This is a genomic window from Rhodococcus sp. WWJCD1 (assembly GCF_002258735.1).
GTDB lineage: Bacteria > Actinomycetota > Actinomycetes > Mycobacteriales > Mycobacteriaceae > Rhodococcoides.
On record NZ_NOXY01000028.1, the window covers coordinates 1 to 23398 of the forward strand.

Sequence of the window (23398 nt, forward strand, 5' to 3'; positions counted from 1 at the left end):
GGAAACGCCCGGTCCCATTCCGAACCCGGAAGCTAAGCCCTCCAGCGCCGATGGTACTGCACTCGACAGGGTGTGGGAGAGTAGGACACCGCCGAACACCCGTTGTAAGAAGGGGACCCACTTGGTGGGTCCCCTTTTTGCGTTTTGTATCCAAAATCCGAAAGGACGCCCGTGTCGGAAGACAACAACGATCGTCGCCCCTCTAGAGGGGACGGCGGCAACCGCCCGAGCGAGTCCCGAGATCGCAACCCTCGCGCTCAGGACCGTCGCGCCGACCCGCGTCGTTCGGACGGTCCTCCTCGCAGACGTGGTGGTGAGGGTGGGTTCTCCGGCGATCGCCGCGGTAACAGCGCATCATCCGACCGTCGACCCCCGCGTCCCGACGAACCGGATCTGCCCGACGAGGTCGAAGCCGGCCAGCTCGAGCCGGCAGTGCGCCGAGATCTGCTGAGCTTGGACAAGAACAATGCCACTGCTGTGGCCCGTCACCTCGTGATGACCAGCAGGCTGCTCGACGACGACCCGCAGTTGGCGCTGCTGCACGCGCGCGCTGCTCGTCAGCGAGCAGGTCGTATCGCCGTTGTGCGTGAAACCGCGGGTATCGCGGCCTACCACGCCGGTGAATGGGCCGAAGCCCTGTCCGAGCTTCGCGCCGCCCGGCGCATGGCCGGCGGGCCAGGTCTCATTGCCGTGATGGCCGACTGCGAACGCGGACTCGGACGTCCCGAGCGCGCCATCGAACTCGGCCGTAGCGACGAGGCTCGCGAGTTGACCGGCGAGGAAGCGTCGGAACTCCGAATTGTCGTGGCCGGTGCTCGTATGGACCTCAACCAGTTCGACCAGGCTGTCGTGACCCTGCAGACCCCGGATCTCGACGCCTCGCGCTCGGGAACCGCTGCAGCTCGCCTGTTCTACGTCTACGCCGACGCACTGGTGGCGGCAGGTCGCGTCGACGAGGGTGTGAAGTGGTTCCTCAACGCTGCTGCGGCCGATGTCGATGGTGAGACAGACGCGGAAGAGCGAGTCGAGGAGCTGTCCGGAGGCAGTCGGTGACGTTGCTGCGCGACGCCCACGATGTCCTGCTGCTCGATCTGGACGGCACCGTCTACGCCGGTAAGGACCCCATTCCCGCTGCAGTAGAGGCGCTTTCGGGTGGTTCCGAGAAGCAGTACTTCGTGACCAACAATGCCAGTCGTGCGCCGCAGGACGTTGCCGAGCATCTTCGTGGTCTCGGGTTCGACACTTCTGCGGAGTTCGTTGTCACCAGTTCCGAGGCAGCTGCGCGTGTTCTCGCGGGCAAACTGAACGCCGGTGCGCGTGTCCTCGTAGTCGGTACCGACGCGTTGGCGAACGAAATATCCAAGGTCGGCCTGGAGCCGGTCAGATCTGCCGACGACGACCCGGTCGCAGTCGTGCAGGGTCACTCGGTCGATACAGGCTGGAAGATGCTCGCCGAGGCGGTCCTCGCTGTTCGTGCGGGTGCTCTCTGGGTAGCAACGAACATCGATGCCACCTTGCCGACCGAACGAGGACTCGTTCTGGGAAACGGCTCGATGGTCGCAGCGGTTCGCAACGCCACCGACGTCGAGCCGATTGTGGCGGGCAAGCCGGCAGCGCCGATCATGCACGACGCCATCGAGCGCAGCGGAGCGCATTCGGCGTTGGTCGTCGGAGACCGGCTGGACACGGACATCGCGGGAGCCAATGAAATCGAGCTGCCGTCGCTACTGGTGTTGACCGGTGTGAGTACCGCCGCTGAGCTGCTTCGTGCTCCCCAGCATCTGCGACCCACCCACATCGGCCCCGACCTCGGGGTGCTCAACCAGGACGAGTCCGCGTCTCGCGTCGGCAGCAAGGACGGTTGGGCGGTCGGCATCGACGGCGGAGTGCTGTCGGTGCGATTCGACCGGGACACGGCACCGGATGTGTTCGAGGGTGCTCTGGCCGTGCTGCACGTTGCGTGGTCGGACTCCGAGTTCACTGAGGTGCGCTTCGAGGGCACTGGTCTCGGCGATCTGCGTTCGCTGCTCGGGTGTTGACAGCGTCCGGATAGCGGCGGCGATCAGGCGTTCGTCGTATCTATCCGATAGCGTGAAGGGCGATGAGCACGTCGATTCCGTTACCAGGACAGCACCGGCCGAGCAACGCCGGCGATGAGTCGTCGGCCGATCCCGACACCGTTCGAGCCGAGGTCGCCTCGCTCCTGAGCCAGCTCACCATTGTGTCGTCGGACCACGAAGAACCCGAGACCGTGGATTCGGACGCCCTCTCGCGCGATGCGAGTCTGCTGGACCGCGCTCACGAGGTGCTCGTGCGCGCCCTGACTACCGTCGACAAGACCTGACGTGGCTCGTCGCGCACGGGTCGATGCGGAACTGGTTCGCCGTGGATTGGCAAGATCTCGCGAACATGCTTCGGAGCTGATCGAGTCCGGTCGGGTGAAGATCGCCGGGACTGTGGCCTCCAAGCCGGCCACCGCGGTGGAGCCGGGCACGCCATTGTTGGTTGCCGAAGAGGACAACGAGGTCAGTTGGGCCTCGCGAGGTGCCCACAAACTGCTCGGGGCGCTCGACGCGTTCGAGCCGCTGGGCTTGACCGTCGAGCATGCTCGATGCCTCGATGCCGGTGCGTCCACCGGTGGATTCACCGACGTCCTTCTCAGTCGAGGAGTACGTGAGGTGGTCGCCGTGGACGTCGGATACGGCCAGCTGGTGTGGCGGCTGCAGTCCGATGATCGTGTCCACGTCATCGACCGCACCAATGTCCGGTCGATCGATGCCGAGACGATCGGTGGACCCGTCGACGTGATCGTCGCCGACCTGTCGTTCATCTCGTTGAAGCTCGTCCTTCCGGCATTCGTCGAGTGTTCGAAGCCGGGCACCGACATGGTGCTGATGGTCAAACCGCAATTCGAGGTCGGCAAGGATCGCGTGGGTGCCGGTGGCGTCGTGCGAGATCCGGCGCTGCGAGCCGAGGCCGTAGAGGACGTGGCGAACGCTGCGGTCGGCCTGGGTCTGACTGTTCGCGCGGTGGCGGCAAGCCCACTGCCGGGCCCGTCGGGCAACGTCGAGTACTTTTTGTGGCTGAGGGCAGGTGCAGGCGAGGATCTGCCGCGTACCGACATCCCGGAACTCGTCCGGCTCGCGATCGAGGAAGGACCACAGTGACTCCGTCCCAGGCAGCACCGGAACTGGAGTCGTCTCGAGAAATCCTTCTCGTCGCCCATCCGGGCCGACCGGACATCGCCGAGACCGCACGTCGAGTGGGCAAAGTGTTCGACGAGGCGGGCATCTGCCTACGCGTACTGGTCGACGAAGTGGAGCCCTCGAAGATCGAGGCGTCCGACAAGCAGGAGCACGACCACGTGTTCGTCGCGGACATGCGGCTCAACGTCGTGGAATTCGGCCCCGACGCGGCGGTCGGCTGCGAGATGGTCCTGGTTCTGGGCGGCGACGGAACCTTTCTCCGCGCAGCCGAACTCGCGCAAGCAGCCTCCATTCCAGTTCTCGGAATCAACCTCGGCCACGTCGGCTTTCTCGCCGAAGCAGAGGCCGACCATCTCGAAGATGCCCTGGCCCGCGTCATCGCCGGCAATTACCGCATCGAGCAACGCATGACCTTGGACATCGCAATTCGCGTCGGAGATCAGGTGGTCGACCGCGGATGGGCACTGAACGAAGCGAGCATCGAGAACGGGTCGAGGCTCGGAGTGCTCGAGGTGGTGCTCGAAGTCGACGGTCGACCGGTTTCCGCGTTCGGCTGCGACGGAGTCCTGGTCTCCACACCGACGGGCTCGACGGCATACGCCTTCTCGGCCGGTGGACCTGTGGTCTGGCCGGAACTCGAAGCGATACTGGTCATTCCGAGCAATGCACATGCGTTGTTCGCGCGACCGCTGGTCACCAGCCCCGAGTCGATCGTCGCGGTCGAGATCGATGCGGGCGGGCACGCGGGATTCGTATTCTGCGACGGCAGGCGCACGCTGAGCCTTCCGGCCGGTGCTCGCGTCGAGGTGGTGCGGGGCGCGTCACCGATCAAATGGGTCCGACTCGATTCGGCACCGTTCGCCGACCGCATGGTCAAGAAATTCGAACTGCCCGTCACCGGGTGGCGGGGGAGAGCGAGGTAGGGATGCTCGAAGAGATTCGGATCGACAGCCTCGGAGTCATTTCCGGTGCCAGCGCACAGTTTCACGAGGGGCTGACCGTCCTCACTGGTGAAACCGGTGCCGGCAAGACCATGGTGGTCACGAGCCTGCATCTGTTGTCGGGTGCCCGCGCCGACGCAGGCCGGGTTCGGCTGGGCGCGCAGCGCGCTGTGGTCGAGGGGCGATTCAGTACCGATACCGCGTCGGAACAGGTGATCGACGACGTCGACAAGGTACTCGAGTCGTCGGGAGGTCAACGCGACGAAGACAACTCGATCATCGCTGTGCGGACCGTCAACTCCGACGGCCGCTCTCGTGCGCACCTCGGTGGGCGCAGTGTGCCCGCATCGGTTCTGTCGAACTTCACCGACTCGATGCTGACGGTGCACGGTCAGAACGACCAGCTGCGTCTGCTGCGGCCCGATCAGCAACTCGGTGCCCTGGACAGATTTGCCGGCGACGCGGTGGCGTCCCTGGTCTCGAAGTACCGCACCGCTCGCAAGACGTGGCTCGACGCTCGCAACGAGTTGATCGACCGCACCGAACGCAGTCGCGAGCTGGCGCAAGAGGCAGATCGTCTGCAGTTCGGCCTGCAGGAGATCGACTCTCTCGCACCGGAGCCGGGGGAGGATCGTTCCGTGGCCGAGGACGTGCGTCGGCTGGGTGATCTGGATTCGTTGCGTGAGACCGCAGAGGGTGCCTCGGCGGCACTCGTCGGGAGCACCGAGGAGGCGTCGGACACGACATCCGCGCTGTATCTGTTGGGCGAGGCTCGTTCTCGCTTGGAGCATGCCGACGACGCTGCTCTGACGGAGCTGCTGCCGCGACTGAACGACGCGATGGCCATCGTGGGCGACATCGGTGCCGATCTCACCTCGTACCTGACGGATCTGCCGTCCGATCCGGGTGCGCTCGACGCGATCCTGAACCGCCAGGCCGAGCTGAAGTCGTTGACGCGGAAGTACGCCGCCGACGTCGACGGGGTCATCGCCTGGGCGGAGGATGCCCGCGAGCGCCTCTCGCGCATCGACACCTCGGCCGACGCCTTGGCCGAATTGAGTGCCAAGGTCGACGCGGCTGCGGTCGACGTCGCGGCGGCGGCGCAGAAGCTCAGTGCTGCCCGCGCGAAGGCTTCGGTGAAACTCTCGAAGGCGGTGAGCGTCGAGCTGGCCGGGTTGGCGATGGGAAAAGCCAAGCTGCAGATCGATGTTCGAGCTTTGCCTGCCGGTCCGTCGGACACCGCCCCGATCGTCGTCGACGGTGCCGAACTGCATGCCGGCAGCAACGGCGTCGACGAGGTCGAGTTTCGCCTGTCCGCACACGACGGTGCCCAGGCTCTGCCGATCAGCAAGAGTGCGTCGGGCGGTGAGCTCTCACGGGTGATGCTGGCCCTCGAAGTGGTGTTGGCGGGCTCGGACAAGGGCGCGACGATGGTGTTCGACGAGGTCGACGCCGGAGTGGGTGGTCGCGCTGCCGTCGAGGTAGGGCGTCGGCTCGGCCGGTTGGCTCGCACCCATCAGGTCATCGTGGTCACTCACTTGCCTCAGGTCGCAGCGTTCGCCGATACACATCTGGTGGTCGACAAGACCGATGCGAAGAAGGGTGCGGCGAACAGCGGCGTTCGGACGCTGTCGTCGTCGGAGCGGGTCGTAGAGCTCGCCAGGATGCTCGCGGGTCTGGACGATACGGAGACCGGTCGCGCGCACGCCGAGGAGCTGCTGGCCACTGCAAACGCCGATAGAGCCGCCCTGTAACCTTTGGTGCTGATGTGATCAGTGTGGTAGTTGTTTCGGCGCGCCTCCATCGCCGGGCGTGTCGATCGGGTCATCATGGTCCTCATGAAGATGCCGGCTCTGCTGTCACGTAGTCAGGATTCGCTGCCTGGAATCACCGGGATCGCGCGAGTCGATCGCAACACGGCCAAGCTGCTCAAACGGGTCGGGCCCGGCGACATCGTCGTCCTGGACGAGCTGGACCTGGATCGTCTGACCGCAGATGCGCTGGTCGAGGCGGGGGTGCTCGCGGTCGTCAACGCGTCGCCGTCGATCTCCGGGCGTTACCCCAACCTCGGTCCCGAGGTCATCGTGGCCAACGGCATCACCTTGATCGACTCGGCCGGCACCGAGGTCTTCAAGAAGATCAAGGACGGCACCAAGATCCGTCTCAACGACGGCGGTGTCTACACCGGCGATCGGCGTCTCGCCAAGGGTGACGAGCAGAGCGAAGCCGAGATCTCCGACAAGATGATCGAGGCCAAGACCGGACTCGTCGATCACCTGGAAGCGTTCTCGGGCAACACGATCGAGTTCATCCGCACCGAAAGCCCGCTGCTGATCGACGGTGTCGGAGTGCCGGATATCGACATCGATCTCAAGGGCCGTCACGTCGTGATCGTCGCCGACGGACCAGGTCATGCCGAGGACCTGAAGAACCTCAAGCCGTTCATCAAGGAGTACTCGCCCGTCATCATCGGCGTCGGTGCGGGTGCCGACACCGCGATGAAGGCGGGTCACCGGCCCGATCTCATCGTCGGCGACCCCGAGGACGTCACCGCTCAGACGCTCAAATGTGGTGCAGAGGTCGTACTTCCGGCCGATTCGGACGGTCACGCGCAAGGACTGGAACGCATTCAGGACCTCGGAATCGGTGCCATGACGTTCCCGGCGAGCGGTGCCGCGGCCGATCTCGCTCTGCTGCTGGCCGATCATCACGGAGCCTCGCTGATCGTGTCGGTCGGTAGCCCGGCCAGCCTCGACGAGTTCTTCGATCGTGGTCGTCGCAACACCAACCCGGCCGCGTTCATGACGCGTCTGAAGGTCGGGGCCAAGCTGGTCGACGCCAAAGCTGTGGCCACTCTGTACCGAAGCCGAGTTTCCGGTGGCGCGATTGCCCTGCTGATTCTCGCGGCCCTCGTTGCCGTCATCGTTGCGTTGGCAGTGTCCAACATCGGTGGTGAATCGTTGGACTGGGCGATCGACCTGTGGAACCGGTTCGCTCTGTGGTTCCAGGGGTTGCTTCCGTGATTTCGCTTCGCCAACATGCCATTTCACTGGCGGCCGTGTTCGTCGCATTGGCCATCGGCATAGTGCTCGGTTCGGGTCTGCTGTCGAGCGGACTGGTCTCGGGTCTTCGTGACGACAAGACCGGTCTCGAAAACCAGGTGGACGATCTGCAGGCGACCAACAATCAGCTCGGCGAGCAGCTGAACTCTGCCGACGGGTTCGACGCCGCTGTATCGGGCCGGGTTCTGCGCGACACCTTGGTCGATCGTTCCGTCGTGGTCATCACGACACCCGACGCAGATCCCGGAGATGTCGACGGGGTCACCCGCTCGATCGGAGCGTCGGGTGCGACTGTCACCGGCCGAGTGTCGCTGACCGACGCGTTCGTCTCCGCGGCGAACGGCGATGATCTGCGCACCCGATTGACCAACGTCATTCCCGCCGGCGTGCAGCTGCGCACCGGCGCGGTGGATCAGGGGAGCCTGGCCGGTGATCTGCTGGGCTCGGTGCTGTTGCTCAACGCGCAGACCGCGCAACCCCAGTCCACCCCGGAGGAGCTTTCGCTCGCTCTGGAAACGCTGCGCAGCGGCGGGTTCATCGCCTACGACAACGGTGCCGTCGCACCCGCCCAGCTGGCGGTCGTCGTCACCGGTTCCGGTTCCTCGAACGTCGAGGACGGCAATCGCGGGGCCATCGTCGCTCGCTTTGCCGGTGCTCTCGATTCGCGCGGTGCAGGTGCTGTGCTAGCCGGCCGGTCCGCCGCCGCCGAAGGCAACGAATCCATTGCCGTCGTACGCGCCGATTCGGCTCTGTCGTCCTCACTGAGCACGGTGGACAACGTCGACCGTGAAGCTGGACGGATCACCACCGTTCTCGCCTTGGCGGAGCAGCTGGACGGTGCGTCGGGTCGGTACGGCACCGGAGCGAACGCGAATGCCGTCACCGTCGGAGCGCCCGCGAGCTGATCGGTGCCCGGAACGAGCGTGTCGTTGGCGGTGAGGTACGTACTGGTGTTACCGTGAAGTCCCGTGGGTAGCAGGCCCAATTTTCATGCTGTACCTCTCTTATCAGCCCCCTGGTAGGAGCAAGCCCTGCAGATTCGTCACGGGAGCCTCATTGTCACGCCTTCAGTCGCGTTCCGACACCAAGCACATCTTCGTCAGCGGGGGCGTCGCGTCTTCGCTCGGAAAAGGTCTGACGGCGTCGAGCCTCGGCCAGCTACTGACCGCACGCGGACTCCGCGTGACCATGCAGAAGCTCGATCCCTACCTCAACGTCGATCCCGGCACGATGAACCCGTTCCAGCACGGTGAGGTCTTCGTCACCGAGGACGGCTCCGAGACCGACCTCGACGTCGGACACTACGAGCGCTTCCTCGACCGGGATCTGTCGGGATTCGCCAATGTCACCACCGGCCAGGTCTATTCGACGGTCATCGCCAAGGAGCGTCGCGGCGAGTACCTCGGCGACACCGTTCAGGTCATCCCGCACATCACCGACGAGATCAAGCGTCGAATTCTGGCCATGAACGGGCCGGATCTGCAGGGCCACCAGCCTGACGTCGTCATCACCGAAATCGGTGGCACCGTCGGCGATATCGAGTCTCAGCCCTTCCTCGAGGCAGCGCGCCAGGTTCGCCACGACGTCGGCCGCAACAACGTCTTTTTCCTGCACGTGTCGCTGGTTCCGTTCCTGGCGCCGTCCGGTGAACTCAAGACCAAGCCCACCCAGCACTCCGTGGCTGCCCTGCGCAGCATCGGCATCCAGCCCGACGCATTGATCCTGCGCTGCGATCGTGACGTGCCGCCGGGATTGAAGAACAAGATCGCGCTCATGTGCGACGTCGATGTCGACGGCTGCATCTCCACGCCCGACGCGCCGTCGATCTACGACATTCCGAAGGTGTTGCACAAGGAAGGCCTCGACGCCTACGTCGTGCGTCAGCTCGGTCTGCCGTTCCGCGATGTCGACTGGACCATCTGGGGCGGACTGCTCGAGCGCGTCCATCAGCCACGCGAAACCGTGCGCGTCGGCCTCGTCGGCAAGTACGTGGACCTGCCCGACGCCTACCTCTCGGTCACCGAGGCGCTGCGTGCCGGCGGATTCGCACATCGCGCCAAGGTCGAGATCAAGTGGGTTCCGTCCGACGAGTGCTCGACGCCCGCGGGGGCGCAGGCCGCGTTGGGCGACGTCGATGCCGTGCTCATTCCCGGCGGTTTCGGTATCCGCGGTATCGAGGGCAAGCTCGGGGCGATCGAGTTCGCCCGCACGCGCAAGATTCCGCTGTTGGGTCTGTGCCTCGGGTTGCAGTGTGTGGTCATCGAGGCGGCTCGTTCGGTCGGTCTGACCGACGCCAATTCCGCCGAGTTCGATCCGGACACCAAGGATCCGGTGATCTCCACGATGGCCGATCAGGAAGATGCCGTCGCCGGTGACGCCGATCTCGGCGGAACGATGCGCCTCGGTGCCTACCCGGCGACACTGCAGAAGGGCTCGGTCGTCGCGGCGTCGTACGGTGCCGAGAACGTCTCGGAACGCCACCGTCACCGCTACGAGGTCAACAACGACTACCGAGATCGAATTGCCAAGAGCGGCTTGGTGTTCAGCGGTACTTCTCCGGATGGCCATCTGGTCGAGTTCGTCGAGCTACCTGCCTCGGTGCACCCGTTCTTCGTCGCCACCCAGGCGCATCCGGAGCTCAAGAGCCGGCCGACCCGTCCGCACCCGTTGTTCGCATCGTTGATCAATGCGGCTCTGAAGTACAAGGCTGCAGAGCGGCTGCCGGTCGACGTTCACGGTGACACCGTGGCGGCGGAGGAGTCGGACGCCGCCGCCGAGACCGTCGGATGAACCAGCCCCGACACGAGTTCACCACCCTCGACTCGACGGCGGCGTACTCCGGTGCCATTCTGGCGCTTCGGCTCGATCAGGTCGCGATGCCGAACGGGCGCAAGGCCGAGCGTGAGGTGGTCGAGCATCACGGCGCGGTCGGGATTCTGGCCGTCGACGATCAGGATCGGGTGGCCATGATCGAGCAGTACCGGCATCCCATCGGGCGACGCCTGTGGGAATTGCCGGCCGGCCTGCTCGACGCGCCGGGGGAGCAGCCGGTACTGGCGGCTCAGCGTGAGCTCGCCGAGGAGACCGGCCTTGCCGCCGGTACCTGGTCGGTGTTGGTCGACGTGCTGGCCTCTCCCGGCTTCACCGACGAGGCCGTGCGGATCTTCCTCGCGCAGGACCTGACACAGGTGGATCGGCCCGAAGCACACGACGAGGAAGCAGACATCGAACTTTTCTTCGTGCCGATGGACGAGGCCGTTCGTCGCGCACTGGCAGGAGAGATCGTGAACGCGTCCGCCGTGGCGGGCGTGCTTGCATTCGCTGCCGCCCGCGCCGCAGGCACCGAACTGCGCCCGGCCGATGCCCCGTGGCCCGATCTGCCCACGGCCTTCGAGAAGCGGAAGAGTTCACGAAAGTAGCCACCGTGATCGGCCAGCAGATTCAGACGTACCTCGACCATCTGGTGGTCGAGCGCGGTTCGGCGAAGAACACGGTGTCGTCCTACCGTCGCGATCTGGTGCGGTACGAGCGGTTTCTCAGCGGCTACGGAATTGCCGATCTGGCCAAGGTCACCGAGAACGACATCACCGAGTTCGTGCTGTACCTCCGGCGTGGCGATGACGAGTTCACCGCTCTCGCAGCGAGTTCGGCCGCGCGCACGCTGATTGCCGTGCGCGGATTGCATCGCTTTGCGCTGGCCGAGGGGATGGTCGAGCGCAACGTCGCGAGCGAGGTCAAGCCGCCGCAGCCTGCCAAGCGGTTGCCCAAATCGCTACCCATCGATCAAGTGGTGGCACTGCTCGAATCGGCGTCGATCGCCGGACCTGATGCACCACGCGGACTGCGTGATCGAGCGCTGCTGGAGTTGTTGTATTCCACCGGTGCTCGAATCTCGGAGGCCGTCGGTCTGGATGTGGACGATATCGATACCGAGTCACGCTCGGTGCTGCTGCGAGGCAAAGGCGGCAAGCATCGCATCGTCCCGGTCGGCAGGCCGGCGATCGAGGCGATCGACGCGTACCTGGTGCGTGGACGACCAGGCCTGGTTGCGCGGTCCAACCCGGCCCTGTTTCTCAATGTGCGCGGCGGCAGGTTGTCTCGGCAGAGCGCATGGCAGGTATTGCAGGACTCGGCGGAGCGGGCCGGGATCACCTCCGGCGTCTCACCACACGTTCTTCGGCACTCCTTCGCCACGCATCTGCTCGACGGCGGTGCCGATGTACGCGTGGTGCAGGAACTGCTGGGGCATGCGTCGGTGACGACTACGCAGATCTACACTCTCGTCACCGTCACCACACTGCGCGAAGTGTGGGCGGGAGCGCACCCGCGGGCGCAGTAGCACGAGGTCGACCGCTGCCTCTCAGCGTGTCCGATGACAGTGCCGGTGCCTCAAGCGGTAGCGTTTGCGTGAACTACTCGAAGACGAACGGGACAGGGGAGCGCTGGAACGTGTCGACACCGCAGCCGCCAGCGGCGGAGTCAGCCTCGGATCGTGCGCATCTCGAAGGCGCGCTGTTCCATACGCGTCAACCGGAGTCCAGTCGCGAGTCGCGCGACATCATTCCCGCTCCCAACGAACTCGGGCCCACCGGTCGAAAGACGCGGTCGGTTCCGGATCCCCAGCCGCTGGCCAGTCATGGCCCGGCCAAGATCATCGCGATGTGCAATCAGAAGGGTGGCGTCGGCAAGACGACGTCGACCATCAATCTCGGTGCCTCGCTGGCCGGCTACGGTCGTCGCGTGCTGCTGGTGGACCTCGACCCGCAGGGCGCACTGTCCGCGGGCTTGGGCGTCGCGCATCACGAACTCGATCTCACGGTCTACAACCTTCTCGTCGAGGCGAAGGTCTCTGCCGACGACATCATCATGCGGACTCGCGTCGACAATCTCGATCTGATGCCCAGCAACATCGATCTCTCGGCCGCCGAGATTCAGTTGGTGACCGAGGTGGGGCGCGAGCAGACGCTCGGACGGGTGCTGCATCCGATTCTGGATCGCTACGACTACGTGCTCATCGACTGCCAGCCCTCGCTCGGTCTGCTGACTGTCAATGCGCTCACATGCGCCGACGAAGTACTGATTCCGATGGAGTGCGAGTACTTCAGCCTCCGCGGCCTGGCACTGCTCAACGACACCGTCGAGAAGGTGCGCGATCGGCTGAATCCTCGGCTGAAGTTGGCCGGCATCGTGGTGACGATGTTCGACGCCCGAACGCTGCACTCTCGCGAGGTGATGACACGGGTGGTCGAGGTGTTCGGGGACGTCGTCTACGACACGGTGATCACTCGTACGGTCCGGTTCCCGGAAACCAGTGTGGCCGGTGAACCCATCACCACATGGGCTCCGAAATCCGGCGGCGCGCAGGCGTACCGCGCTCTGGCGCGCGAGGTGATCTACCGGTCGGGTCCGTGACCGTCGACGCTGCCGACGAGGCCCCGATCGAGGTTCCCGCCGACGCGGATCCGTCGAAATTCCGGGTTCGGTTGCTCAACTTCGAGGGTCCGTTCGACCTGCTGCTGTCCTTGATCAGTCAGCACCGCATGGATGTCACCGAAGTGGCGCTGCACACCGTCACCGACGATTTCATCTCGTTCACCAAGTCTCTCGGTGCCGATGTGGGACTGGATCAGACGACGGAGTTCTTGGTCGTCGCCGCCACGCTGCTCGATCTCAAGGCAGCTCGTCTGCTGCCCTCGGGTGACGTCGAGGATGCCGAGGATCTGGCGCTGCTCGAAGTGCGAGATCTCCTGTTCGCGCGATTGCTGCAGTACCGCGCCTACAAGCAGGTGGCCCTGCTGTTCGGTGAGCTGGAAGCTGCTGCGCTGCGGCGGTATCCGCGATCGGTGTCGGTGGAGGACAGGTACGCCGATCTGATCCCGGAGGTATTGCTCGGCGTCGACCCTGCCAGGTTCGCAGACATCGCCGCTGCCGCCTTTCGGCCCAAGCCGATTCCGCAGGTTGGGCTCGATCACATCCATCAGCACGCCGTCTCGATTCCCGAGCAGGCCGAGTGGCTGTTGGAGAATTTGCAGGGCCGCGGCCTGAACGAATGGGCGTCGTTCTCGGAGCTGGTGCAGGACTGCGAGGTGCAGGTCGAAATAATTGCGCGATTCCTGGCGTTGCTGGAGCTGTTCCGCCAACAGGTGATCGCGTTCGAACAACCGGAGCCGCTGGGCGATCTCCGAGTTAGCTGGACCGGCAAGGACGAAGGACCCATCGTGGTCACGGAAGAGGACTACGCGTGAGTGCCGACCCCGAACTCGAGCTCGAGGACGTCGACGATTCCGAGGAGTTGGACGACGCCACCCTCGCGTCGGCGCTCGAAGCTGTGTTGCTGATCGTGGACACCCCCGCGTCGGACGAGCAGCTCGCCTCCGCCGTGGGTGCATCGGTCGCTCGGGTGCGCGCCTCGTTGAACGAGATGGCCGGAGCACTGACCGAGCGAAGCAGCGGAATCGATCTTCGCTACGCCGGTGACGGGTGGCGTTTCTACACCCGAACCGCGTACGCGCCCTATGTCGAACGGCTACTTCTGGATGGCGCTCGGTCCAAGCTCACACGCGCAGCATTGGAAACCCTGGCCGTGATCGCCTATCGTCAACCGTTGACCCGCGCACGAGTCAGCGCCGTACGTGGAGTCAATGTCGATGGAGTGATGCGTACGTTGCTCGCCCGTGGACTGATCTCCGAAGCAGGAACGGACCCGGAGACGAACGGAACGATGTACTGCACCACCGAGCTGTTCCTCGAACGGCTCGGGCTCGCGTCGCTCGGTGATCTACCCGAACTGGCACCGCTGTTGCCGGGTGTGGATCTGATCGACGAGATCAGTGACAGCATGGACACCGACCCGAGAATGACCCGCTCCACCAAGAACCGCGGATCGAAACCCGATCCGGCAGCCGAGCTCGACTCGGACGACTGATAGGTAAGACAAGTGAACAAGCCCGCTCGCCGTGATGGCACACCGGACCGTAACAAGAGACAAGACCCACGCAGGAAGCCGACCGCAGGTAGGTCGGAGACCCCGCGTGACGCACGCCGCGGAGATCGCACCCGCGACGCTGCGCCCCGTGACGGCGCCCCTCGCGCCGGTGCACCTCGAACCGGAGGACCCCGCGCAGGCGCTCCCCGAACCGGAGCACCCCGAACCGGAGGCCGACCGGATCCCCGCAGAGGCGTCGAGCAGGACGAATTCGATTACAAGCCTGCCGACACGGGCATCAACGACCGCAGCAACGACGCGGTGCCCCGCAAGAAGCCGTCGCGTCCCAAGCCGCCGAAGCCGCAGAAGAAGCAGGTTCCGACGACCACGATCAGCAACGCCAAGCCGGCAAAGCACCAGCACACAGATTCCTCGCCCCGCAAGCACGTGCCTGCCGGTGAAGGTGTTCGTCTGCAGAAGGTGCTCGCGCAGGCCGGTGTCGCATCGCGTCGCGCTGCCGAGGAACTGATCGCCGACGGCCGCGTCGAGGTCGACGGACGCATCGTCACCGAACAGGGCATCCGTATCGACCCGAACATCGCCGTGGTCCGCGTCGACGGCACCCGCGTCGTCGTGAAGGAAGAGCTTGTTCATCTCGCGATGAACAAGCCGCGTGGATGGCAGTGCACCATGTCCGACGACCTCGGGCGCCCGTGCGTCGGCGACATCGTCTCCGAGCGCGTCCAGGCGGGGCAGCGACTGTTCCACGTCGGCCGCCTCGATGCCGACACCGAAGGGCTGTTGCTCTTCACCAACGACGGTGACCTTGCTCACCGCCTGATGCACCCGTCGTTCGAGGTCTCCAAGACCTATTTGGCGACGCTGTTCGGCACCATCCCCCGCACACTCGGCAAGCAGCTGCGTGAGGGCGTCACTCTCGACGACGGCCCTGTCAAGGTCGACGGCTTCCAGCTGCTCGACATCTCGGACGGCAAATCACTCGTCAAGGTGACCCTGCACGAGGGCCGCAAGCACATCGTGCGTCGGTTGTTCGACAAGGTCGGCTTCCCGGTCGGACGCCTCGTGCGTACCGATGTCGGCAACATCGTGCTCGGCGATCAGCGTCCAGGAACACTACGTGTTCTCGGCCGCGGCGAGATCGGCAAGCTCTATGAATCCGTAGGCCTGTGATGAGTGCGCTCGTCGTGGCGATGGACGGGCCCTCGGGCACCGGTAAGTCGTCGGTATCGCGCCGGCTCGCGTCGGCTCTCGAAGCAAGCTACCTCGACACCGGTGCGATGTACCGCGTCGCAACGGTGTGGGTGCTGCGATCGGGTGTCGAACCCACCGATTCGGATGCGGTTGCGAAAGCTGTTGCAGCACTGCCCCTCGAGATCGGGAAGGACCCACTGTCCGAGACCGTGTTGCTCGACGGTGAGGACGTCAGCGGCGAAATCCGCGGCGATGCCGTCACCAGGGCCGTCTCGGCCGTCTCTGCTGTGCCTGCTGTGCGAGAGCTGTTGGTGCAGCTGCAGCGCGACCTCGCGAGCTCGTCGACGCGAATCGTGGTGGAGGGCCGGGACATCGGCACCGTCGTACTTCCCGACGCCGACGTGAAGGTGTTCCTCACGGCGTCCCCGGAAGCGCGGGCGGAGCGTCGCAACAAACAGAACATAGAACAGGGTCGTGCAGACGACTACGAATCCGTGCTCGCGGACGTGCAACGCCGTGACCATGCAGATTCGACAAGAGCAGTGTCACCGCTTCGTCCCGCCGAGGATTCGGTGATCGTCGATACCAGCGAGCTGGATCTCGACGGTGTGATGGAGCGCTTGCTGCTCGTGGTCAACGACAGAACTGGAGCAGTGCAGTGAGCGAAGAATTCTTCTCCGGCGCAGCGGAAACCGCGGGCGACGGAACATGGAGCGACGAGGGCGAGTGGGAGTACGTCGACCTCAACGAGGGCGAAGACGGCGAAGATGCCGTAGCGGTACCGACTCTCGCCGTGGTGGGGCGTCCGAACGTCGGTAAGTCGACGCTCGTCAACCGCATCATCGGACGACGTGAGGCCGTGGTCGAGGACGTCCCCGGCGTCACCCGCGACCGCGTGTCGTACGAGGCGAACTGGAGTGGTCGACGCTTCCTGGTGCAGGACACCGGCGGTTGGGAGCCCGACGCCAAGGGGCTGCAGCAATCCGTTGCGCGCCAGGCCGAATTGGCGATGAATACCGCCGACGCGATCCTGTTGGTCGTCGACGCTCGTGTCGGTTCGACGACGACGGACGAGGCAGTGGCACGAGTGCTGCGCCGGTCGAAGACTCCGGTTCTGTTGGTGGCCAACAAGGTCGACGACGGTCGCACCGAGTCCGAGGTTGCCGCCCTGTGGTCGCTCGGTCTGGGGGAGCCGTTGTCGGTTTCGGCCACCCACGGCCGCGGCACCGGCGATTTGCTCGACCGTGTGCTCGAGGCATTGCCCGAGACACCGCGTGAAGGTATCCCCGGTGGGGGACCCAGGCGTGTCGCTCTGGTCGGTAAGCCGAACGTGGGCAAGTCGTCGCTGATCAACAAGCTCTCGGGTGACGAGCGCTCGGTGGTGCACGATGTTGCCGGCACCACCGTCGACCCGGTCGACTCGTTGGTCGAATTGGGCGGCAAGACATGGCGATTCGTCGATACCGCAGGCTTGCGCAAGCGCGTCAGCCATGCCAGTGGTGCCGAGTTCTATGCGTCGCTGCGCACCAAGTCCGCCATCGAGGCTGCCGAGGTCGCGATTCTGCTTCTGGATGCTTCACAGGTGATCTCGGAGCAGGATCTGAGGGTTCTGAGCATGGTCTCCGACGCCGGCCGCGCGCTGGTCTTGGCGTTCAACAAGTGGGATCTGGTGGACGACGATCGTCGTCAACAGCTCGAGAAGGAGATCGATCGCGATCTCGCTCGGGTGCCGTGGGCGCAGCGAGTGAACATCTCGGCGCAGACGGGCCGCGCCGTCCAGAAGCTGGTTCCCGCTCTGGAGACGGCTCTGGAGTCGTGGGACAAGCGTGTGCCCACCGGACGCCTCAACACGTGGCTCAAGGAGGTCGTGGCGGCCACTCCGCCGCCGATGCGTGGCGGACGTCTGCCGCGCATCATGTTCGCGACGCAGGCCAGCACGAGGCCGCCGACGTTCGTGCTGTTCACCACGGGGTTCCTGGAGGCTGGTTACCGGCGCTTCATCGAGCGGCGCTTGCGTGAAGAGTTCAACTTCGACGGCAGCCCCGTGCGCGTCTCGGTGCGTATCCGTGAGAAGCGGGAGCGGCCGGGCAAGGGCAACAACCGCTGACGTTTCCCGGTCTTGCCCCTGAGCAGGCGATTTCCTCTCAGGGGTAGGGCTGGGGTAATCTCAGCAAGCGCCTTTCGAGGCGCGGCGGGCTGTGGCGCAGTTTGGTAGCGCACTTGACTGGGGGTCAAGGGGTCGCAGGTTCAATTCCTGTCAGCCCGACAAGTAGATGCAGGCCAGAGGCGGTTTCGGAGAAATCCGAAGCCGCCTTTTTTGTCTGAGTGCCGCGAGGGTGTCACTACTCGGTACTTACACGGTCGAACTCGGCGCTGAGGCGGTGTCCAGGTGTATCCACTGGTGTCCGGCGATCTGCGTGCGTCGATCGAACGGACCTGAGCGGACGGAGCCACTTGATTCAGCTGGTTCGCTGTCAAGTAGCTACGGAGTCCGGCGGCGGCGAACCGGTCCACGTCGCGGTCGCGGTCGAGGCGGCAGCACCACCTTTGATGCAGCCCCAGATGCGGGCGAGTCGGCATTGATCTCAAGATGGTGGCCGCGCCGTCAGATGTCCCGATGCCCGGGAACCCAGTAGAAGCGCGACTATGAGAATTCCGGGCAAGTCACCGGCCTCGTAACGAATTCGTCGATGGCAGCTCTGCTGCAATCTGCTTGTGGATAACTGATCTGCGTCATGGGCATCCGGTGTTCGTGCTGGGCACCGTCTCCGACCAGTTTCATCTCGGAGTGGCTGACGTTGCGCGCGCAGTTGGGGATGTCGGGTTCGGTGCTGTTCAGCCTCGACTACGGCGGCCGCGGATACTTCCAAAACAAGCTGTTCAACGCCGCCTCAGCCGCCGAGGGTTTCCACGAAGTGCGGAGCACTCTTGCGACCGCCTCGCTGTCTGGGAAGTCAACTCGTCATCGTTTGAGCGGCGACCTTGGACAGCACCGACTCGAGCGTCTGCAACGCCTCGTTTGCCTCGTCCAATGTCACCGTCATGGGTGGAGTGATACGTAGAACATTGCCGTGTAGGCCACCTTTGCCAAGGAGTAGCCCCGCGGCTTTCGCCTCGGCAAGTACGGCATCCGTCGCAACCCGGTTAGGGGTCTTACTGCCGGGTTCGATCAGTTCGACGCCGATCATCAATCCGGATCCACGTACCTCACCCATCAAAGAATTGCTTCTCGAGATCGCAGCAAGGGACGACAAGAGGTGTTGGCCGATGCGGTCTGCGTTCTCTTGCAGTTCGTGCGAGTCGATGAAGTCGATGACGGCGTTACCTGCGGCCATCGCGACGGGGTTGCCACCTGCGGTGGAAATGGAGTTCGCCTGGATGGAATTCATCAGTCTCTCTTCGGCGACGACTCCACCGATGGCAAGTCCATTGGCGAGCCCCTTGGCGAAGGTCATGGCCTGTGGGCGAACGCCGTAGTGCTCGATGCCGAAGTAGGAGCGTCCGGTCCGGCCCCAGCCCGATTGCACTTCGTCCGAGACGAACGGTATGTCGTAGTCGTCGAGCACGGACTTCACGGCCACGAAGAAGCCGTCGGGTGGTGTGGCGAAACCTCCCGCCCCTTGGATGGGTTCGGCGATATAGCAAGCAACATTGCCTGACGTGCCGGTCTCGATCATGGTGCGCAGTTCGTCGGCGCATGCGGCTGTAAACGACTCGTCGTCGAGGTGACCGAACGGACTGCGGTAGCGATAGCCGTTGTGGGCGTAAGTCACATGCAGCGGGCTGAGGGAGGTGGCAGACCAACTTCGAATACCCGTCGCGGCGACTGTCCCGAACGATCGCCCATGGTAGCTACCTCGAAGGGCGATGACTTGATTCGATCCCCGGGCAGCGGTGGTGAGCAGGAACGCGGTTTCGACGGCCTCGGATCCGGAGTTGACGAAGAACACACGCGGGTTGTCGATGGGTGCGCGGGCGCTGATCTTTTCGGCCAGTTCTATCTGCGACCGGATCAGGTACAGGGTCGAAGAATGCAGGATTTTGCCGGTTTGTGCCCTGATTGCGTCCGAGATCTCAGGGATGTCGTGACCGATCATGGTTGCGAGCAGGCCGCCGAAGAAGTCGAGGTATGTTCGGCCGTCGCCTGCAGTCACGCGTCGACCGTGACCCTCCACCAGTTCGAGCGGGTCGTCGTAGTAGAGCGACGTCCACGACGGCATCACCTTCCGGTGACGTTCGGCCAAGGAGACGCCCTCGTTGCGTATTTCGTTCATGTCCGTGAACTCCTTCGGTGGGCAAGCGCGGTGGAAAGATGGTCGATGACCGCGTCGATGTCGGACTGGTCGTTGAAGTAGTGGAAGCCGAGTCTGAGTCGTCTGTCGGTGGCAGTGGCTTTGATGCCTGCGGTGGCAAGCCTCTCGCTGAAACCTTCGATTCGATCGAAGCCGACCACCGCGATGTTGCTCGGTAGTGCGCTCGGGTGCGCCCGCAATCCGAGATCGGCGGCGCGTTCGACGAACTGTGTTCTGAGGTTTCCGACGTGCTCTTGCACAGCGGGTCTGTTCAATCGCAGCTGAAGTTCGAGCGCTGCGACAGCTCCGATCCAGGAGAACCATGCCGGTGAACTGTCGAGTTTAGCTGCGCCACCAGCCAATTCGAGCTGGCCTCCGAAATACCCATGCGGCAGAGAAGTCGACTTCCAGCCCGGCATGAGTGGACGGAGCTCGTGCAATCGTTCGTCTGTTACTACCCACCATGCTGCTCCGCGTGGACACAACATCCATTTGTAACCGTGTAGGGCCACGTAATCGACCCCCAACGCAGCGTAGTCGGTATGCAGTGACCCCATGGCTTGGGTGGCATCGACGAACAACCGTGTACCCATCGACCACGTTGCCGTTCGAAGAGTCGCGATATCTACTCGTTCCCCATCGCTGCTGAGTATTTCGCTGACGGCGACGAGAACCACGTCGTCGCTGAGCGCCTCGATCAGTGCGGATGTTCGATCTTGTCCAAGACGCGGTGATATCAGCCGAACCGAGTTTCGTACCGGGTCGAGCTGCATGAAAGGGAACAAGACGCTGCGATATTCGGTGTCCAGTATCAGGATTCGACCCGGTGGCAATGAGGATGCGACGGTGGCTGCCGCTTCTGACACCGATCCCGCCAGCGCGACGTTGCTTGGCTGCACATTGTGCAATGTCGCGATCAGGGTGCGTGCACGTTGCGGTTGGTGGTCCCATTCGAGCCAATCGAATCGGCCTGTCGTCCAGTGCTCGAGTGCTGCACGCGCGGCATCCACAACGGGTGTAGCTCCGGGCGGTGAGGCTGGAGTATCCAACCACACGTGAGTAGACAACGCAGGGAACAGATTTCGGAACTCGCCGGGTGTCATGGTCGCGCGGTTCCGATGGCGGGGACCGCGACCCACCCTTCGATCTCGACGACGATCTCGGGCCTTGCAAGAGCTGCTACAACCGCCAGCGAGTGCCCGCAATAGAGACCGTCCGGGAACCACCGCGCGTAGACCTCGTCACGTGCGCGGTAGAAGTCCGGCACGTCGTCAACGCCGACTGCGAATGTCAGTAGCCGGACGATATGGCCTGGGCCTGCGTTCATTTCGTCGAGTAGGGCGTCTATGTTCGCGAAGGCTTGGAGGGTCTGTGTGTGCATCGTGTCCGCGACCGAACCGTCTGTGCGAACGCCGACCTGACCGGAGATAAAGATCCAGCGCGGGGCGGAATCTACTTCGATCAGATGGCTGTACTTACCGATCGGCGCAGGAACGGAGGTTGGGTTCCAAGGTTTCACGTGTCGTCCATTCTTCATCGCAGTGCTCGCACTCCGCCGTCTACGGTCAAAATCGTTCCGGTGATCCACGCTGAGGACGGGGAAGCCAGGAACAATGCTGCGTTCGCGACATCGGCGGGTGTACCGAGTGTGTTGAGTACGATCCGATCGAGCATTCTCGATGCGTTCTCAGGGTCGGACAGTGTGTCTGCGGTCATCGGAGTATGAATCGGTCCGGGTGCAACAGCATTGACCCGTATCGAGTGCTCGGCGAGCGAGACAGCTAGGCCACGGGTAAGCGATTCGACCGCTCCTTTTGTCGCCCCGTACATCCCGTTCGTTTCGGTGGACAGCTGAGCCGCAACGGACGAGATGTTGACGATGGAACCACCCGTGTGTCTCATAGCCCGTGCGGCCCACTGGGAGGGAATCAGTGTGCCCAGAACGTTGATTCGCAGTAATTCTTCGGCCACCGCGATATCGAAGTCGAGTAGTGGTCCACTTCGGTAGACGCCTGCTGCATTGACCAATATGTCGATATGAGACGTGCGTGCAACAACAGCGGCGATCGTTTGCTCCACCGCTCGGGAGTCGGTTACGTCTACGGCACTCGACTCGACCTGTGTGCCGTCGTATTGCTCGCACAGCAGTTCCGCATCGGTGTCCAGGGCGATCACCGACGAGCCACTTGCAACAAAGGCCTGGACGATCCTCCGTCCGATTCCGCTCGCAGCACCGGTGACGATCGACACCGTCCCTGCCAGCAGTGTCACGCTTTCGGTGCTTCGCGGCCGGAGCGAAGGCTGAACTTGAGAGTTTCGGGTACGACGAGAGCGGCCGCGAGGCTGATCAAGGCACCAGCGCTCAAATAGACCGCCGGGGCGTAGTCGGAGTCCGTGAGACTGATCAGTGCGGTTGCAACGAAAGGCCCGGCTCCGCCGAACAGAATCGCACCGAGGTTGTACCCGATCGCCAAGCCCGCATATCGCCGGGTAGTGGGAAACAGCTCGGTGAACACCGCGGCCTGCGGTGCCAACATCATGGACAGACCCACTCCGATCAGAATGAACCCGAGTATCAACGACGCAAAACCGCGCTGTTGGAACAGCCAGAACGTAACCGGTGCCGATACCAGCACCCAGGCCGATCCGGCTATCAGAAGGGGTCGACGGCCGCGCATGTCGGCATAACGGGCGAACGCAAAAATCATGGCGATCACGAACACCATGCCGATCAACCCGCTCAGGCGCGCTGTTGCCGAGGAAATGCCGAGGCGGGTGGCCAAAAAAGTGGGAGCATACGAGAAGATGACATACGTCCCCATCGTCGGCGAGCACACGAGTGTCGTGACGAGGAGGATCGATCGCCAATCACGTTTGACGGTAGTACGCAGCGGAGATTTCTCGACGCCCTCATCCTTGATGGCCTCCGCAAACTCCTTCGACTCATCGAGGCGTAAGCGCAAATACAGGCCGACCAATCCCAACGGGAGCGCAGCAAGGAACGGGATCCGCCAGCCCCAATGTTCGACCTGCGCGCCGGTTGCGGCTGTGACTGCGATTGCCGCGAGCGACGCGGTCATCATTGCGAGCACGATCGTTGCCGGCTGCCATGCGCCGAACGTCGCCCGCTTGTGAGACGGGGCATTTTCGATGATGTACGAGGCGGATCCCATCCACTCTCCGCCCGCCGAGAGACCCTGAATGCAGCGCAAGACCAGAATCAAAGCGGGAGCCAGCAGTCCGATCTGGTCGTATGACGGGACCAGTGCCATCGCGGCCGTGGCTCCGGAAATCAGCAAAATTATGGTCGAGAGTGTGACCTTACGGCCGTAGCGGTCGCCGACATATCCGAAAACGATCCCGCCCAGTGGGCGAACCAGGAAGCTGATTCCGAACACTGCGAATGTGAGCAGTAGCGACGCAGTCGGATTGGCGACGGGGAAAAACTGAGCTGAAATGACGGTGGCGAAGTAGCCGTACAACATAAATTCGTACCACTCGATGAAATTACCGATACACGCCGCGACAATTCCTCTCTTGGCCCGAGGGGTCATCTTCTCGTAACCGTCGTCGGCATCGGCGTTGACCGCGCGTTCATCCGGAGATTGCGGTTCTGCAGAGGTTGTACTCATTGTTCTCCTGAGCGTGAGTGGGGCGAGAGGTACTCGCCGGCCGCTGAGCCAAAGATGGACCACCTGCCGGTGCGACACCAGTCGCCGCAATCTGATTTCGAGTATCTGAGAATTTCGCTATGACCCAG

General features: G+C 63.8%; 22 protein-coding genes, 1 tRNA gene and 1 rRNA gene. 19 read left to right on the forward strand and 5 right to left on the reverse strand.

Annotated features, from left to right (window positions below; all coding sequences use genetic code 11):
• The 19 genes from rrf to CH286_RS20730 all read left to right on the forward strand — a co-directional run.
• Positions 1-97 (forward strand): 5S ribosomal RNA (gene rrf, locus CH286_RS20640); the annotation flags it as partial.
• 74 nt (positions 98-171) lie between these two features.
• On the forward strand, positions 172-1053 hold the full coding sequence (locus CH286_RS20645; RefSeq protein ID WP_080737267.1) for a tetratricopeptide repeat protein: 882 nt from the start codon (positions 172-174) through the stop codon (positions 1051-1053).
• Complete coding sequence (locus tag CH286_RS20650; RefSeq protein WP_094610254.1) at positions 1050-2039, forward strand: HAD-IIA family hydrolase; 990 nt, start codon at positions 1050-1052, stop codon at positions 2037-2039. Before CH286_RS20645 ends, CH286_RS20650 begins: the two co-directional genes overlap by 4 nt.
• Before the next feature lie 62 nt (positions 2040-2101).
• Positions 2102-2344 (forward strand): hypothetical protein, encoded by a 243-nt coding sequence (locus CH286_RS20655; protein ID WP_032403535.1) that lies wholly within the window; start codon positions 2102-2104, stop codon positions 2342-2344.
• Between the two features lies 1 nt (position 2345).
• The gene (locus CH286_RS20660; protein ID WP_032403534.1) at positions 2346-3167 is read left to right on the forward strand and encodes a TlyA family RNA methyltransferase; all 822 of its coding nucleotides are present in this window, start codon (positions 2346-2348) and stop codon (positions 3165-3167) included.
• Entirely contained in the window at positions 3164-4129 is a 966-nt protein-coding gene (locus tag CH286_RS20665; protein WP_052058357.1) for an NAD kinase, read from the forward strand. The genes CH286_RS20660 and CH286_RS20665 overlap by 4 nt, the downstream gene beginning before the upstream one ends.
• 2 nt (positions 4130-4131) lie before the next feature.
• Entirely contained in the window at positions 4132-5901 is a 1770-nt protein-coding gene (recN, locus tag CH286_RS20670) for a DNA repair protein RecN (RefSeq protein WP_176458303.1), read from the forward strand.
• An 84-nt stretch (positions 5902-5985) separates the two neighbouring features.
• The gene (gene steA / locus CH286_RS20675; RefSeq protein WP_032403723.1) at positions 5986-7170 is read left to right on the forward strand and encodes a putative cytokinetic ring protein SteA; all 1185 of its coding nucleotides are present in this window, start codon (positions 5986-5988) and stop codon (positions 7168-7170) included.
• Positions 7167-8114 carry a copper transporter gene (locus tag CH286_RS20680; protein WP_094610389.1) on the forward strand — a complete coding sequence of 316 codons (948 nt, stop codon included), beginning with the start codon at positions 7167-7169 and terminating at the stop codon, positions 8112-8114. The genes steA and CH286_RS20680 overlap by 4 nt, the downstream gene beginning before the upstream one ends.
• Before the next feature lie 151 nt (positions 8115-8265).
• Entirely contained in the window at positions 8266-9999 is a 1734-nt protein-coding gene (locus CH286_RS20685) for a CTP synthase (RefSeq protein ID WP_094610256.1), read from the forward strand.
• Positions 9996-10628, forward strand: coding sequence for an NUDIX domain-containing protein (locus CH286_RS20690; RefSeq protein ID WP_094610257.1), 633 nt, complete (start codon positions 9996-9998; stop codon positions 10626-10628). Before CH286_RS20685 ends, CH286_RS20690 begins: the two co-directional genes overlap by 4 nt.
• 5 nt (positions 10629-10633) lie before the next feature.
• Positions 10634-11548, forward strand: coding sequence for a site-specific tyrosine recombinase XerD (gene xerD / locus CH286_RS20695; RefSeq protein WP_094610258.1), 915 nt, complete (start codon positions 10634-10636; stop codon positions 11546-11548).
• A gap of 110 nt (positions 11549-11658) precedes the next feature.
• Positions 11659-12621 (forward strand): ParA family protein, encoded by a 963-nt coding sequence (locus tag CH286_RS20700; RefSeq protein WP_255182725.1) that lies wholly within the window; start codon positions 11659-11661, stop codon positions 12619-12621.
• Positions 12618-13454 (forward strand): segregation and condensation protein A, encoded by an 837-nt coding sequence (locus CH286_RS20705; RefSeq protein ID WP_032378001.1) that lies wholly within the window; start codon positions 12618-12620, stop codon positions 13452-13454. The genes CH286_RS20700 and CH286_RS20705 overlap by 4 nt, the downstream gene beginning before the upstream one ends.
• Entirely contained in the window at positions 13451-14134 is a 684-nt protein-coding gene (gene scpB / locus CH286_RS20710) for an SMC-Scp complex subunit ScpB (RefSeq protein ID WP_094610260.1), read from the forward strand. The genes CH286_RS20705 and scpB overlap by 4 nt, the downstream gene beginning before the upstream one ends.
• Positions 14135-14146: 12 nt before the next feature.
• Positions 14147-15325 carry a pseudouridine synthase gene (locus tag CH286_RS20715; RefSeq protein ID WP_094610261.1) on the forward strand — a complete coding sequence of 393 codons (1179 nt, stop codon included), beginning with the start codon at positions 14147-14149 and terminating at the stop codon, positions 15323-15325.
• Complete coding sequence (gene cmk, locus CH286_RS20720; RefSeq protein WP_094610262.1) at positions 15325-16008, forward strand: (d)CMP kinase; 684 nt, start codon at positions 15325-15327, stop codon at positions 16006-16008. The genes CH286_RS20715 and cmk overlap by 1 nt, the downstream gene beginning before the upstream one ends.
• Positions 16005-17453, forward strand: coding sequence for a ribosome biogenesis GTPase Der (gene der, locus CH286_RS20725; RefSeq protein WP_032377998.1), 1449 nt, complete (start codon positions 16005-16007; stop codon positions 17451-17453). The genes cmk and der overlap by 4 nt, the downstream gene beginning before the upstream one ends.
• A gap of 85 nt (positions 17454-17538) precedes the next feature.
• Positions 17539-17612 (forward strand) — tRNA-Pro (locus CH286_RS20730).
• Positions 17613-18300: 688 nt separating this feature from the next.
• Here CH286_RS20730 and CH286_RS20735 read toward each other — a convergent pair.
• The 5 genes from CH286_RS20735 to CH286_RS20755 are packed head-to-tail and all read right to left on the reverse strand — an operon-like array spanning position 18301 to position 23270.
• Positions 18301-19620, reverse strand: coding sequence for an aspartate aminotransferase family protein (locus tag CH286_RS20735; RefSeq protein WP_094610263.1), 1320 nt, complete (start codon positions 19618-19620; stop codon positions 18301-18303).
• Positions 19617-20687 carry an aminotransferase class V-fold PLP-dependent enzyme gene (locus tag CH286_RS20740; protein ID WP_217902943.1) on the reverse strand — a complete coding sequence of 357 codons (1071 nt, stop codon included), beginning with the start codon at positions 20685-20687 and terminating at the stop codon, positions 19617-19619. The genes CH286_RS20735 and CH286_RS20740 overlap by 4 nt, the downstream gene beginning before the upstream one ends.
• A 50-nt stretch (positions 20688-20737) precedes the next feature.
• Positions 20738-21157, reverse strand: a complete 420-nt coding sequence (locus CH286_RS20745; protein ID WP_176458304.1) for a RidA family protein — start codon at positions 21155-21157, stop codon at positions 20738-20740.
• 14 nt (positions 21158-21171) lie between these two features.
• A complete protein-coding gene (locus tag CH286_RS20750; RefSeq protein WP_094610265.1) occupies positions 21172-21909 on the reverse strand; it encodes an SDR family NAD(P)-dependent oxidoreductase in 738 nt (245 codons plus the stop codon).
• On the reverse strand, positions 21906-23270 hold the full coding sequence (locus tag CH286_RS20755; protein WP_094610266.1) for an MFS transporter: 1365 nt from the start codon (positions 23268-23270) through the stop codon (positions 21906-21908). The genes CH286_RS20750 and CH286_RS20755 overlap by 4 nt, the downstream gene beginning before the upstream one ends.
• Positions 23271-23398: the final 128 nt, after the last annotated feature.

Bases quoted from the DNA above. Each gene is read 5' to 3' on its own strand.
- CH286_RS20755 (WP_094610266.1), bottom strand. From the start codon at position 23,270: ATGAGTACAACCTCTGCAGAACCGCAATCTCCGGATGAACGCGCGGTC.
- recN (WP_176458303.1), top strand. From the start codon at position 4,132: ATGCTCGAAGAGATTCGGATCGACAGCCTCGGAGTCATTTCCGGTGCC.
- CH286_RS20735 (WP_094610263.1), bottom strand. From the start codon at position 19,620: ATGAACGAAATACGCAACGAGGGCGTCTCCTTGGCCGAACGTCACCGG.
- CH286_RS20690 (WP_094610257.1), top strand. From the start codon at position 9,996: ATGAACCAGCCCCGACACGAGTTCACCACCCTCGACTCGACGGCGGCG.
- steA (WP_032403723.1), top strand. From the start codon at position 5,986: ATGAAGATGCCGGCTCTGCTGTCACGTAGTCAGGATTCGCTGCCTGGA.
- CH286_RS20655 (WP_032403535.1), top strand. From the start codon at position 2,102: ATGAGCACGTCGATTCCGTTACCAGGACAGCACCGGCCGAGCAACGCC.
- cmk (WP_094610262.1), top strand. From the start codon at position 15,325: ATGAGTGCGCTCGTCGTGGCGATGGACGGGCCCTCGGGCACCGGTAAG.